General features: G+C 48.8%; 9 protein-coding genes. 8 read left to right on the plus strand and 1 reads right to left on the minus strand.

What is annotated here, in order from left to right:
* Positions 1-5: 5 nt before the first annotated feature.
* The 3 genes from nagB (at position 6) to FS628_RS22530 (ending at position 2,440) form a co-directional block, all read left to right on the plus strand.
* Entirely contained in the window at positions 6-734 is a 729-nt protein-coding gene (gene nagB / locus FS628_RS22520; RefSeq protein WP_145325302.1) for a glucosamine-6-phosphate deaminase, read from the plus strand.
* On the plus strand, positions 731-1,945 hold the full coding sequence (gene nagA / locus FS628_RS22525; RefSeq protein WP_145325217.1) for an N-acetylglucosamine-6-phosphate deacetylase: 1,215 nt from the start codon (positions 731-733) through the stop codon (positions 1,943-1,945). Before nagB ends, nagA begins: the two co-directional genes overlap by 4 nt.
* Positions 1,946-2,068: 123 nt before the next feature.
* A complete protein-coding gene (locus FS628_RS22530) occupies positions 2,069-2,440 on the plus strand; it encodes a hypothetical protein (protein ID WP_145325218.1) in 372 nt (123 codons plus the stop codon).
* A gap of 560 nt (positions 2,441-3,000) precedes the next feature.
* Here the strand turns inward: FS628_RS22530 and FS628_RS22535 are convergent.
* Positions 3,001-4,356: a dipeptidase gene (locus tag FS628_RS22535; protein WP_145325219.1), complete on the minus strand. Its 1,356-nt coding sequence runs from the start codon at positions 4,354-4,356 to the stop codon at positions 3,001-3,003.
* 215 nt (positions 4,357-4,571) lie between these two features.
* Here FS628_RS22535 and FS628_RS22540 point away from each other — a divergent pair, with 215 nt between their 5' ends.
* From FS628_RS22540 to FS628_RS22560, 5 genes are all read left to right on the plus strand, one after another.
* Positions 4,572-6,977 carry an AraC family transcriptional regulator gene (locus FS628_RS22540; protein WP_145325220.1) on the plus strand — a complete coding sequence of 802 codons (2,406 nt, stop codon included), beginning with the start codon at positions 4,572-4,574 and terminating at the stop codon, positions 6,975-6,977.
* 332 nt (positions 6,978-7,309) lie between these two features.
* On the plus strand, positions 7,310-8,239 hold the full coding sequence (locus FS628_RS22545) for an ABC transporter permease (protein WP_167483788.1): 930 nt from the start codon (positions 7,310-7,312) through the stop codon (positions 8,237-8,239).
* A 12-nt stretch (positions 8,240-8,251) separates the two neighbouring features.
* Complete coding sequence (locus FS628_RS22550) at positions 8,252-9,139, plus strand: carbohydrate ABC transporter permease (protein ID WP_017692544.1); 888 nt, start codon at positions 8,252-8,254, stop codon at positions 9,137-9,139.
* Positions 9,140-9,157: 18 nt separating this feature from the next.
* Positions 9,158-10,663, plus strand: coding sequence for an extracellular solute-binding protein (locus FS628_RS22555; protein WP_145325222.1), 1,506 nt, complete (start codon positions 9,158-9,160; stop codon positions 10,661-10,663).
* A 237-nt stretch (positions 10,664-10,900) separates the two neighbouring features.
* Positions 10,901-14,254, plus strand: coding sequence for a glycosyl hydrolase (locus FS628_RS22560; protein ID WP_145325223.1), 3,354 nt, complete (start codon positions 10,901-10,903; stop codon positions 14,252-14,254).
* The last annotated feature ends 3 nt before the right edge of the window (positions 14,255-14,257 follow it).

A 14,257-nucleotide genomic window follows, 5' to 3' on the forward strand; every position in this document is an offset into this window, starting at 1 on the left:
TGAAGATGAATATACGCATTTTTGAAAATGAAGAAGATTTGAACGCCACGGGTGCTGGCCTTATTGCCAGCTTGTTGCAGACCAAACCACGGGCTGTATTGGGGCTCGCGACAGGAAGTTCTCCTGTAGGCATATATAAACAGCTTATCACGTTATATCAGAAGGGGCTTGTAAGCTTCTCACAGGCTTCTTCTTTTAATCTTGATGAGTATGTGGGACTTCCAACAGAGCATCGTGAAAGTTACCGCAGTTTTATGAATGAACAATTATTCAATCATATCGATATAGATCTGGCTAGAACGCAAGTGCCTGATGGTCAGGCTGGCAATCTGGAACAGGAATGTAATTCCTATGAACAGCGCTTAGACGATCGTGGACCAGTAGACCTTCAACTGCTGGGCATCGGACATAATGGTCATATTGGCTTCAATGAACCGGGAACGGAGCTGACTGGGCGGACACATGTTGTGGATCTGAAAGAAGAGACCAGGAAGGCAAATGCGCGCTTCTTCGACAGCATTGATGAAGTTCCGGCTCAGGCGATTACGATGGGCGTTGGTACTATTTTGAAAGCTAAACAGATTCTTCTCATTGCCCGTGGAGAGGGAAAAGCGGAGATTATCCGCGAAGCGTTCATGGGGCCAATCACAACCGCTTGTCCTGCATCGCTTTTACAATGTCATCCGAATGTGGTGGTATTGCTGGATCGTGCCGCAGGGAGGCTGGTGAGATGATTTCATCCAGTAACCATGTTCACGGAAGTGATCGAGAAAAAAACATATCGCTTCTTCGAGGCAAGCTGCTCCTTGCAGATGAAATGTTGGAAGACGGTGTACTAGCTTGGAGGGATGGGAAAATCCTCTATGCTGGGATAACGGAAGGTCTGTCTGAACAGATTAGGAAAGAGGCCTTGCCTATACCTGTACCCGAACGTGGTCTCATTGTGCCTGGATTCATTGATATCCATGTGCATGGTGGGAACGGTGAAGACTTTATGGACGCAAGCCCGGAGGTATTGGACAAGATCACTTCTTTCCATAGTATACAGGGAACAACAGCAATGCTTGCGACTTCCATGACCGCTCCGAAAGAGCGGCTGGATAGCGTACTTGCTGAAGTGGACCGTTATCGTTCTGGTGAAATGCCATATGCACAGCTTGAGGGCGTACATCTGGAAGGCCCGTTCTTCAGTCCGAAATGGCCTGGTGCGCAAAATCCGGAACATATCATTCTGCCTGATGTAACCTGGCTCGAGGCATGGGAAAAGCAATATCCCGGCCTGATCCGTCAAGTTACGCTGGCACCGGAACGTGAAGGTGCACTGGAGGTTATCTCGTGGCTGCGAGAACAGCGGATTACAGCGGCACTCGGTCACACGGATGCGACCTATGAAGAGGTGGAGCGGGCAGTCGAGGCAGGACTCCATCATGCGGTACATACGTTCAATGCGATGACACCGCTGCATCACCGTCTACCTGGGGCTGCGGGAGCCGTGCTGAGTGATCCACGCATCAGCGCCGAGGTAATTGCTGATGGCATTCACGTGCACCCTGCGGCGATATCGATCCTGGCTCAATTGAAGCAACATAACGATCAACTCGTGTTGATCACAGATGCCATGTCTGCTGCGGGTTTGGATGACGGGGAGTACAAAATCGGCGACCTGCCCGTGATCGTGAAGCATGGAGAGGCCAGACTGAAAGACGGCGGTGCACTGGCTGGAAGCACACTGACGATGATTCGCGGTTTCCGATATCTGGTGCAGGAAGTGGGCTTGAGCCTGAATGCTGCTTCACGGGCAGCAAGTTTAACCCCTGCACGTCTGCTCGGCATTGATCACCGGGCAGGTTCCTTGGCTCAAGGAAAACAGGCAGATATCGTTTTGCTGAATGCGGAGCTGGATATTGAGGGTGTGTGGGTGAAGGGTAGACGGATCGGTGAGTGATGTATCAGTCTTCCGAGTTAAAACTTGATTTCTATCTGTGGAGAGGCAACACCTTGCGCAATATGTTAAAATAGATCTCAAAAAGACGGGATCTGCGGATCACGCATAACGGAGGCGTGAAACATGGAACGTAACGCTATGCTCGAACCTGATCCGTTCATCACAGTGCTGGCGGAGAAGTTGCACATACACGGATACTATGCCTTTTATGGCGAGCATTACAATGAGACCGATATGGAGCAGTATCGCAGGCATCTGTTCACATCATTCAGCAACATCGTATGGGTAGAGCTGGATGCACGCAAAAAGTATATGATTGTGGATCATCGTGGACGCAACACGGTCATGAAACTGATCGAAGGTATGCTGAACACGCGCAGAACACTGCGAGCAAACCAGGCAATGGCGGGCACGGACACCTCAGGAGTCCAGCAGGAGATTGCACACTTATCCCGGCTTGTGCACATGCTGAAGTTCACAACATTTCGCACATAAGCAAAGTGTAATACATGAGAGGTAACAATATAACCACTCTAACAAAAAAATGGGTGTGACGTCATTTTCATGACATCACACCCATTTTTTATATCTACCTGTACCTATTAATTTAATAAATAGTCTCCATCCTAAAATCAGTCTGCGAGAAGCTGCAACGTAGTGAAGGGGACGAAATCGATTCTGAAGCGGAGCGTTCGCCTACAAGCTTTCTGCAAGAAAGCTACTTCGGAAGCATATGCTATCCCCGGATTTCTCCCTTTAGAAGGGAATCCAAAAAATCCGACGATAACAGCGATCAAAAGAACGATTCGGCACCGGAACGTCCACTCACGTTCCGCGATAGTTTAATAGTAATCTTATCTCTTTTGTATGAAGTTAAATAAATAATTTACACGTTAACGGAGTGGGGAGAAAAAAGCTGAAGAAGCAGAGCGTTCGCCTTTATCACCCGAATTTCTCCCTTTAAAAAAGGGAATCAAAGAAATCCGGGGGATAACAGCGATCGGAAGCTTATTCTCCCCGCGTAGTGACCTCCGTGTAAGAGTATTTTTCAACTACTACAAACTTTTCAAAAACTGAACAATCGTCAACAACCCTTTATCAAAGTTCTCCAGGTTGAAGTGCTCGTTCGGTGCATGCAGATTCTCATCCGGCAAGCCAAAGCCCATCATGACAGCAGGGATTTCGAGAACACGTGAGAGCTTCTCAACAATCGGAATGGAGCCGCCATCTTTGGTAAAGAGGGCACGTACGCCATACACATGCTCATATGCATCTGCCGCTTTTTGCAGAATTGGATTGGAAGGATCAGTATTGAAAGCAAAAGCTTTTTCAATCTGTTTCACATGCAGCGTTGCACCCGGTTGAACGTGAGCGCGCAGATGTGCTTCGATACGATCCAACACATGTTGTGGATCTTGATCCGCAACGAGGCGGCATGTAATTTTGGCATGAGCTTCCTTCGGAATAACCGTTTTGCTGCCTTCGCCCTGGAAACCGCCCCATACGCCGTTCAGTTCCAAAGTTGGACGAGCGCCAACACGTTCCACGAACGAGTAGCCTTCTTCGCCGTACAATTGCTCCAGCCCGAGGTCTTGACGAAGCTGTTCTTCATTGAATCCCTGTTTCACAAATTCTTCTCTCATCTCAGGAGACAATGGCAGAACGCCGTCGTAGAAACCGTCTACACTTACGCGGCCTTGCTCATCATGCAACGAAGCGAGCAGGGACACGAGTGCATGCAGTGCGTTGGGTACTCCGCCACCGAATGAACCGGAGTGCAAGTCGGTATTGGCTGTGTTCAGATCGACGTGAAGCGAGCATAGGCCACGCAGACCAGTGGAGATCGCCGGTTTTCCTTTTTCAAGCAAGGACGTATCCGAGATCAGTACCATGTCTGCACGCAGCTTGTCCGTATGTTCATTCAGATAGATGGGCAGGTTCGGGCTGGAGATTTCCTCTTCGCCTTCAATGCAGAACTTGACGTTAACCGGCAGTTCTTTGTTTTCGGCGAGAATAGCTTCTACTGCCTTGATATGTAGGAAGATCTGTCCTTTGTCATCCGTTGCACCACGGGCAAACAGCTTGCCATCACGAACGGTAGGTTCGAACGGAGGCGTCTCCCACAGGTTAAGCGGATCAACAGGTTGTACATCATAGTGTCCATAGATCAGAGCTGTCGGTTTGCCGGGTGCATGCAGGTGATCTGCATAGACGATCGGGTGTCCAGCCGTTTGAATGATCTCTACGTTTTCCATACCTGCACGTGTGAGTGCATCTGCTGCCCATTGTGCTGCACGATTAACATCCTCTTTATGCTCGGAAATGGCGGAAATACTCGGAATGGATAACCATTCATTCAGTTCTGCCAGGTGTTTTTCTCTATTTTGTTCAAAATAAATCTGTTCTTTCATTAAAAAGGCCTCCTTCATGTTTGCTTTATCTCATTGTAATCCATTTTGTCAGGTTAATAAAACATTGGTTAAAAAAATGATCGGTTACATATCGTTTCATTGACCTGAAGATTGTGCGTATAATACAAGAAAAGGATTTCATCCATATATTCTCAGGGGAGTTGAGGAAGTTTCCATGACAGTCAGACCCGATGCGAGCAGGCAGGTGAGTACCGATGGAACCGACTAGGAGCAATCGAATATTTGGCACGTTCAAACGGTTATCCGGATTAAAGGCAGGAAGACATAAAGGTCGATTTTATCGAAACAGCCTCATGCTTATTTTACTCATTGCCAGTATTCCCGGACTAATCACAGGCATGGTCATGTATCAACAGGTCGTTGGCCGGATGGAGACCGAATTCAATCAGATGCATCAGAACCAGATTGAGAACCGGGCACGTAATGTGGATGACCAGCTGGCTTATCTGGAGATGAACTTATCCCATTGGGCTTTTGAGCCGAGGTTTGGCAATGCACTGCGAACGCTGGATTTTGTGTATTATTTTAATGAAACGCAGGAGATTGTGACTACCTTATATGTATTGCAAGGTTCCCACCCATTGATCAAGTCAGCACAGCTGTATTTGCAGGAACCGAAGCCAATCTTGTTTAATCGGGATTATACCGAGTTGAACGATGAAGCCAAAGTACAAGCATATGATCGTTACCTCTCCATGGGCAACCACGTGTACTGGACAGACTGGGTTTCCAGCATCAACAGAGATACCGAACCTTCGATCAACGATAGTCCACTGCATACAGATGCAGGCAATGCACTGGTTCTTGTGCATAAGATCCCGGGGGAGAGCATTAATCCATTTGGTGCACTGATTATTACGTTGGATAATGAGAAAGTTGCCAGTTTATTGAAAACGCTTACCCCATACGACGAAGGGTTAACGTTTCTTATGGATCAGGAAGGAAACACACTGGTTACCGGTAATCCGGGAACGGCGGGAGAGGATTCTGCTTTTGAACAGCAGCTAAAAGAAGAAGTGGCCCTGCAAGCAGACAGCCGCTCATTTCTGTTCCGATATGAGGATCAGACCTATTCCGTCTCGTACGGCTCATTGAGTCGGATCGATTCGGACTGGACTTACGTCTCTGCGGCGCCTTTAACATCAGTCACTTCGCCAGTCAAGCTGGTATCCAAAATCATCGTCATTGCGAGTGCGGGCAGTCTAATCCTGGGATTGCTGTTATCCTGGTTTGCTTCACGCCGAATCTATTCGCCTGTAGCGCGGATGCTGCATCTGCTTACGCCTGGCAGAAGCGAAACAACACCAACGGATGCAAAGCTGGACGAGTTTGAGCTGCTGGAGCAGCAGTGGAACGAACTGACCTCCCGCAGTGTTACGGCACATCGCCAATTGCAGGAGCAGCTTCCCCATCTGCGTGACAGTTTTGTCTTACAACTTGTACAGGGGCACTTATATGCCTATAACGAGCAGGATCTCCAGCAGCGGATGCGTAATCTTGGCTTTGAACTGGAGGGCCAGCAGTTTTTGCTGGTGCAGATGTATTTTACGGGATATGAGCAGTTGGAAGGCAGGTTTGGAAGCCGGGACACAGGACTGGTTACTTTTGCAGCAGTGAATATCACTCAGGAAGTCGCCAAAAATTATTTCAGGCAGATCAGTGTCATGAATTTCCACGACCTGTCTTCGGCCATGCTTGTGATCGCTCCCCGGGATGAACCTGTGAAGTCACAGGCCCTGTCATGGGGACAGGAGCTGGTGGAGGTCATTGGACGAACGCTCAAAATGAAGGTGACTTTGATGGTCAGCCGCCCAGCGGCTTCACTACAGGAACTGCCCGGACGATTCGTCGAGATGGAACAGGCCGTGGCTTATCGCAGTGTGGAGGAAGGAAGTCAGATTCTGGACCTGGAGGATGAGCAATGTTTCCATAGAAATGAAGCGGCTTCCTATCCATTGGGGCTGGAACGTGAGTTGATCCAGGCCATGAGGCTGGGCAAGCAAGCCGAAGCGGAACGTGTGCTGGAGCAATTCATGAGTGAGATTACACAGACGGATAGTACCGAATTCCAGGTGCAACAGATGATGCTTCAATTGCTGGGGAGTGTTCAACACATGATGCTGCAAACGGGAGTAACACCTTATAAGCTGTTTGGCGGTTGCAACATGTATGAGCGATTATCCGGTATTCGTGAAGCCACGCAGATGAGGCAATGGATGGTTAATGAGGTATTCATGCCGTATGTACAAGAGATTGAGGAACGGTCCCAGGAACCGCTGAAGCTGGTGGTGGAACGTACGATGTTGTATATCGATACACATTACCAGAATGATATTTCGCTGGAAAATTGTGCTGATACAGAGCAGATGACACCTTATGCACTGAGTAAGGCATTCAAACAGGTATCGGGCATTAATTTTATTGATTATTTGACACGTGTGAGAATGGATGCGGCGAAGCAATTGCTACGTGAGACAACGATGAAGATTAATGATGTTGCGGCGGCTGTGGGATATCAGCACAGTTATTTTAATCGGATTTTCAAGAAACAGGAGGGAGTTACGCCGAGTCAGTATCGCGATCAATGGTTCGGACAATAACCGTTTGTACGGCTGTCTTTTCTGACCGGAATCCGGAATTAGCGGATACCGGTTTTTTCTTTTTTTACCGTGATACAAAGAAAGATAAACCTGCAAAAATGTACAATTATCCCTGCTATGACATGTTCAATACCATGTGAAAATGGCGTTATAGCGGGCTTTCTGGTCATAGTGCCAGAGCTATGCAAAAAATGAAGGTTGCCGGAAAAAGATCGGCTGTATAGTCTGAGTATCAGGTTGATTGATAACGCTTACATTGTTGAGGGAGGGGAGACATGATGAACGGGAAGACGGACTGGAATACCAATGCCACTGCAACTGCTCAAGCGAATATGGCAACAAGACCATTGAAACAGGAGTCCAATTGGAAAAGGCAGATTAAACGAAACAAATGGTTATATGTGCTTGTGCTTCCCGGCTTTTTGTACTTTGTGATCTTTAAATACTTGCCCATGTGGGGGATCGTCATTGCTTTTCAGGACTATCAGCCTTTCCTGGGTATCCGTGAGAGTAATTGGGTGGGGCTGGAGAATTTTACGAACTTCTTCTCCAATCCGGACTTTTTCCGACTGTTACGTAATACGCTGGTCCTTGCCCTGTACGATCTCATCTTCTTTTTCCCAGCACCGATCATTATCGCCTTATTGTTAAATGAAATCCGGGTCGCTTTCTTCAAAAGAACGATTCAAACGCTGGTCTATGTACCCCATTTTGTATCCATGGTTATTATCGCAAGTATCACGTACGTGTTCCTGACCCCGCAAGGCGGCGTGTTATACGATCTGATCGCCTGGATTACGGGCAAGCCCATTGATGTACTCTCCAGTCCAGGTTCGTTCCGTCCGCTCATTATTGTGCAGATGATGTGGAAAGAGATGGGATGGGGCACAATTATCTTCCTGGCGGCCCTCGCAGGTGTGGACACGGAGCAGTATGAAGCTTCGATTGTAGATGGCGCAGGACGATTACGGCGGATGTGGCATATTACGCTTCCAGCGATTCGTACGACCATAGTCATTTTGCTTATTCTCCGATTGGGGAACTTCCTCGATACCGGATTTGAGCAGATTTATCTGATGACCAACTCCCTCAACCGGGATGTCGCAGATGTGTTTGATACGTATGTGTACACGGTGGGGATTACGCAAGGTGCATTCAGTTACAGTACCGCTGTTGGACTATTCAAGTCTGTGGTGGGGATTATCCTGGTGCTTGGCAGTAATAAACTTGCGAAAAAATTCGGTCACCCCGGAATTTATTAAGGAGGAGCGCCCATGAACAGCCGTCTATACAACAGCCCTGCCGGCAAGGTATTTGATATCTTCAATTACGTCATGCTGGGGATTCTGGGCATATTAACCGTCCTTCCTTTCCTGTATATTATAGGGAATTCTTTCGCAACGGAAGCCGAGATCACCGAACGCAGTTTTTTCCTCATTCCGAAGGTGTTTTCCTTCAGTGCATATGAGTATATTTTCTCCTCGTCCACGATCTTTCGCAGCATTGGTGTTTCCATTTTCATCACGGTGGCAGGTACACTGGTCAATTTATTCTTCACCCTAACGATGGCTTACCCACTATCCAGAAGCGACTTCTGGGGCCGTAACGTCATGATGAACATGGTGATCTTCTCGATGTTATTCGGCGGTGGCATGATTCCAACGTATCTCGTCATTCGTGGACTGGGACTGCTCGATTCCTACTGGGCCCTTATGCTTCCTGGCGCGATCAGCGCTTTTAACTTAATTGTTGTCAAAAACTTTTTTCAGCAAATGCCGCCCGGGCTGGAGGAAGCTGCCCGTATCGACGGTTGTTCGGATCTCGGGGTGCTGTGGCGAATCGTTCTGCCTTTATCGAAGCCGGTCATTGCCACGTTTGCCTTGTTTTACGCCGTAGGACACTGGAACAACTTTTTCTCGGCACTCCTGTACATTTCCGACAGTGACAAATGGCCGCTGCAAGTCATGTTGAGACAGATCGTATTACTCTCGCAGGCCAGTGTCGGAGATATGGCGAACATGGACCCCAATTTTGTACAGCCACCAGAGCAGTCGATCAAAATGGCGGTGATCGTTGTGGGTACTATTCCGATTTTGCTGGTGTATCCGTTTTTGCAGAAGCATTTTGCCAAAGGTGTCATGTTAGGTTCAATCAAAGGCTAAAGCCAAGGGGGAGAACGTATGGGACAAAAAACGGGATTCAAAAAAGGTGCACTGCTACTCTCTGCTTCACTGGTACTAAGTACAATTCTGGGCGCATGCTCCACCGACAAAGAAGGTTCAGGAACCGCTACGGGTGGCACTGATCAGATTACAATCATGCTGCCGAACTTTGAAGCGGAGAATCCGCCGGAGAATAGCCCAGTCATCCAGAAGCTTGAAGAATTGACCAAGGTAGATGTGAACCTGCAATGGGTGCCGAGCAGCTCGTACGAAGACAAATTCAACATTACACTGGCCTCGGGAAAACTGCCTCAGATTATGGTGGTGTTAGGGAAGTCCCCAAGTTTCATTAATGCGGCACGAACCGGAGCATTCTGGGAGCTTGGTCCATATCTGAAAGACTATCCGAATCTGAGCCAGATGAATGAAATCATCACCAACAATGCGTCAATCGATGGCAAAACCTATGGGATCTACCGGGCACGCGCCCTGGGACGTAATGGGGTCACAATCCGCAAAGATTGGCTGGAGAAGTTGGGGCTGGAAGAGCCGAAGACGATTGACGAATTTTACAATGTATTGAAAGCGTTCACGAAGGATGATCCGGACGGTAACGGCAAGGATGATACGTACGGTCTGGTTGCCAGCAAATTCACGGGCCCATGGGATAACATGCAGGTATGGTTCGGTGCACCGAACAAATGGGGAGATGATGGCAGCGGAGGCCTGATCCCGGCGCATGAGACACCAGAATACATGGAAGCCCTGAAATTTTTCCGTCAAATCTATAGTGAAGGTCTGGTCAATAAAGACTTTGCCGTGATGGATGCGACCAAACTGCCTGATCCATTTGTAAACGGTCAAGCAGGTGTCATGGTGGATGTAGCAGATAATGCGCAGCGCATGGATCAGAAAATACTGGATAAAGATCCAAATGCGACAGGACGTGTGGACGTGCTGCAAGCGATGGAAGGTCCAAAGGGATTGCGTGATATGCCAACGTCCGGATACTCGGGCCTGATTGCGATTTCCAAAAGCAGTGTCAAAACGGAAGAAGACCTGAAGAAGGTACTGAGCTTTCTGGATCAGCTGAATGAACCGGAATTGCAGGCATTGTTGTACAACGGACTGGAAGGTAAGCAATACGAGAAAAAAGAAGACTACATCATACCGAGCACTGACAAGCTTGCGCTCCGCGACCTGCAGGGCTTAAATCAGATTTTGATGTTTGTGCCGGAAGACAGAACGCTTCGTGTACAACAGACACCTGTCCGTGAAAAGGTTGCACAGGTGCAGAAAGCCAACGAAGAGATTGTTATCGCCAATCCTGGCGAACCGCTGATCTCTGATGTTTATGCTCAGAAAGGACCGCAGCTGGACAATATCATTAACGATGCACGGATCAAATATATCGTAGGTCAGATTGATGAGAAAGGATTCGAAGATGCTGTTGCCCTGTGGAAGAACAACGGCGGAGACGATTATGTGAAAGAAGTCAATGAACTGTACGCAGCACTGAAGTAGTCTTATAAGCCAAAGCCCGGCAGCCGTGCTTTCAGCGTAACGGGGACAGCCGGGCTTTTTCTTATCCTGTAATGGCTTGATCCGTGAACAAAAATTTCATCCAACTTTCTGGAAATTATGACTTCCTGAATATGGTTTTTGATGTATAATCAAAGCGAAACAAACCTATTTGAACTCAAATGAACGTTATTGGTAAAGTTTAACGACCACTCTTGAACATGCAGGGAGGAAGGCAACATGTGGAACGGGGATGCATTTGAAAATCCCGAGGCGCAGTACAGGGTCCATCCCTTTTGGTTCTGGAACGGGGACATGGAAGAAGAGCAGATTAAGCGGCAGGTGGCTGAGATGGACGCGCAAGGTGTAGGCGGATTCTTCATCTGTCCGCGTCAGGGACTACAGATTCCCTATCTCTCTGAAGCATGGTTCGATAAGGTGCGGGTTGCAGTGCAGGCAGCTGCCGACCATGGCATGCAGGTATGGTTATATGACGAATATCCATATCCAAGCGGGATGGCTGGCGGAGAAGTGACCCTTGATTTCCCTGAAGCGAAGCAGCGACAGCTCATACATCACCAGCTGGTGGTTCAGGGCGGAGAAGCTGTGGATCTGGAGTTGCCGTGGGGACGAGTGTTGGTTGTCAAGGCGATTCCCAAGGATGCACAGGGCAAACGGTTGTGGCAGGAATCCATTGACTTGCGCAGTAAAATCGGCAATATCCAGACCGATCAAGTTTATCAGGAGACCGGACTCACCTCGTATAATCGTAAGCGGTTTTTCACCTACCGAACAGCGTTCCGTCTATTGTGGGATGTTCCCGCGGGTGATTGGGAGTTGGTTATATTTCAGGAAAAAGAGATCGATGATTTCAAATATTACGGTAACTTCGTTGATCCTTGCCACAAGGAAGCGATGAGTCGTTTTATTGAACTGACTCATGAGCGTTATAAGTCAGCGGTTGGAGATCGATTTGAAAGCGTAATCAAAGGCATGTTCTCGGATGAGATTGCACCGCTGGGCCGTATCCCCTGGTCACGACAGCTTCCCCGTTATTTCAATGAGCGTTGTGGTTATAGTCTGATCGATTCGCTGCCGGCCCTGCTATATGGTGATGTTCCCGACGCGCATCGAATTCGGTATGACTATTACCAGTCGCTGCACCTGCTTCTCCGGGAGTCCTATCACAAACAGGTGCATGATTGGTGTGAGGAAGCAGGAATCCAGTATGCGGCTGAAGTGCCTGGCGTACGGATGACGACCCAGTTGTTCAGCCATATGCCAGGTGGTGATTCGGCACATGAGAAAATCGGACGGTCCTTATCGTGGATTCTGGAACGATACGGCCAAAAGATGCGTGACAATCCCAAGATGGTCAGTTCGCTTGCCCGGCAGCTGGGACGAAGTCGCAATCTGATTGAATGTTTTCACAGTGTGGGCTGGTCCATGACGCTACAGGATGCGAAATGGATGATTGATCGTATGGCCGCCATGGGCACCAATTTCTATAACTTTCACGCCTTTTTCTATACGATTGGTGGGCTTGCGAAGCATGACGCACCGCCATCTCAATTTTTGCAGAATCCTTACTGGAAGCATTTCCGGCAGTTGGGGGATTACACTGGACGTTTGAGCTATCTCATGAGCACCGGAGCAGCAGACATTCGTATTGCCGTGCTTGACCCAACGACGACATTCTGGAGTCTGATGGGTAATCCGCTGCATGGATTTGAGTATAGCGGCGAAGACGAAGCAGAACGGGGACAACTGGATCGTCTAACGAAGGACTGGATGAGGATCACGACACATCTGCTCGAAAACAGACGGGACTATGATCACCTTGATCCCGAATTGTTGGATGACGCTGACTTAACGGATGGCAGCATTCAGATCGGTATAGCCCGTTATGAGGTGTTGATCCTGCCACCGATGCTGAATCTGGAGGCCGCGGCCTGGGAACAGGTGAAGCGATTCGTTCAGCAGGGAGGAACCGTCATTTCTGTTGGGATGCCTCCGTATATTGCGATCCAGCCGGGAAGTCCGGAGGGAGATGAAGCTGCCCAGTTCTTTGGTGCGGGCGAGCAGCCGCAAGAGGTGTACTGGGGCCGTGGTGGGATAACAGATCATGATAACCGTGAAACCATGTGGCATCAGGGTGAGGGGAATGCCTATTTTCTACCCGCAGGAACGGGGCAGGGAGATGACTTTTCGCTGGAGCTAATCTCTCTCCTGCTCGATCAGGTATTGCCGGAACCCATCTGCTGGATCATGGAGGAAGAAAGTGCATCCCTGCTGATGCACACCCGTCAATTGTCCGATGGGGAGCATATGGTTTTTTTGACCAATCAGGAGGGGCAGGATCTGAAGGGCCAATTAAAGCTGGTCGCCAGACAGCTGTGGGATGGAACGGAGCTCATAGAGAACACTTGTCTCGTGGCAGAACGACTCGATCTGGAGACAGGGCAGCTTCAGGTATTACCGTATACGAGCAGTGGCGGGGAATGGTGCATTTCACTAACGCTGGCGCCTTACGAAGCGCATGCTGTTCGTCTTACTTTACAAGCTGCGGGGGCAGAGGAAGTACCAACGAAGGTGGATGTAGCAGACAAAACGGGTTCGACGTTCAGAGCGGATGTATCGGCAGGAGCTAATCTGGCCCATAAGATCATGGTCCCTTCAGAAGGGCCGTGGCGACTGGAAACGGTACAGCCTAACATCTTGCGTATGGGGCAATTCCATCTTCAGGCTTCCAATGCTAACGGTGTAATTATGGAAAGCAAGCATGTAGTTGTGAAACCATTTATTGATCAGGCGGCAGAATTATCGGAGCTGCAGCATCTGCCAGTCCAGTTTAATCAGGTATTTGGCACACCGAAGAAAGCATCCGTAGCCTATCCCATCGAATGCCGATATACGACCACATTTGAGCTGAGAACGGCATTGCCTGCATGCCTGTTGTTCATGGACAGAGCGGCGATCTCGGGCAGTTGGTCCATGGAGATTAATGGTCAACCGCTTGGGAAGGAACAATTCGATCCAATTGAAATAACCGACCACAATAATATCGCTTGTGATATCACGGAGCTGCTGCATAGCGGTCTCAACGAAATGACGGTGATTGTGCATGTAACGAAAGATGAGGATGGCATCGTGGATCCCTTGTATCTACAAGGTAGATTCGGTGTGGAGTTCCATCATGGAGGCATGGCTTCGCTCGTGCGAGAGTCGGACACGGCCATTCACATCGGACCTGAACCTCAGCCGCTGTACCCCCATTTTGCCGGGGAAATGAGTTATAAACGCACGTTCTGGCTGGATGAGCCAGGGGAAGGTGTTGCCTCGTTTGAACTGGAATTTAGCGATTGGCGTGTGCAGGATGTGGTGGAAGTGCGGGTGAACGGACATAGTCTTGGTGTACGATGCTGGTCTCCATATTGCTGGAAGGGGGATACCTCCTGGTTGCGTCCGGGAGACAACGACATTGAAGTGCGTGTTACCAACACGTTAATTGGCCTGTTGGAAGGCACCTATTTTGATTCAGAACATCATCGATTACAGGATGCAGGTCATGTACCTGTTGAAGAATTCAGATGAAGG

Source organism: Paenibacillus xylanexedens (genome assembly GCF_007676705.1).
In the GTDB taxonomy this organism is placed as follows: Bacteria; Bacillota; Bacilli; order Paenibacillales; family Paenibacillaceae; genus Paenibacillus; species Paenibacillus xylanexedens_C.

Excerpts from the sequence above, each read along its gene's own strand:
- FS628_RS22555 (WP_145325222.1), top strand. The coding sequence starts at position 9,158 with ATGGGACAAAAAACGGGATTCAAAAAAGGTGCACTGCTACTCTCTGCT.
- FS628_RS22550 (WP_017692544.1), top strand. The coding sequence starts at position 8,252 with ATGAACAGCCGTCTATACAACAGCCCTGCCGGCAAGGTATTTGATATC.
- FS628_RS22535 (WP_145325219.1), bottom strand. The coding sequence starts at position 4,356 with ATGAAAGAACAGATTTATTTTGAACAAAATAGAGAAAAACACCTGGCA.
- nagA (WP_145325217.1), top strand. The coding sequence starts at position 731 with ATGATTTCATCCAGTAACCATGTTCACGGAAGTGATCGAGAAAAAAAC.
- nagB (WP_145325302.1), top strand. The coding sequence starts at position 6 with ATGAATATACGCATTTTTGAAAATGAAGAAGATTTGAACGCCACGGGT.
- FS628_RS22540 (WP_145325220.1), top strand. The coding sequence starts at position 4,572 with ATGGAACCGACTAGGAGCAATCGAATATTTGGCACGTTCAAACGGTTA.
- FS628_RS22560 (WP_145325223.1), top strand. The coding sequence starts at position 10,901 with ATGTGGAACGGGGATGCATTTGAAAATCCCGAGGCGCAGTACAGGGTC.
- FS628_RS22545 (WP_167483788.1), top strand. The coding sequence starts at position 7,310 with ATGGCAACAAGACCATTGAAACAGGAGTCCAATTGGAAAAGGCAGATT.
- FS628_RS22530 (WP_145325218.1), top strand. The coding sequence starts at position 2,069 with ATGGAACGTAACGCTATGCTCGAACCTGATCCGTTCATCACAGTGCTG.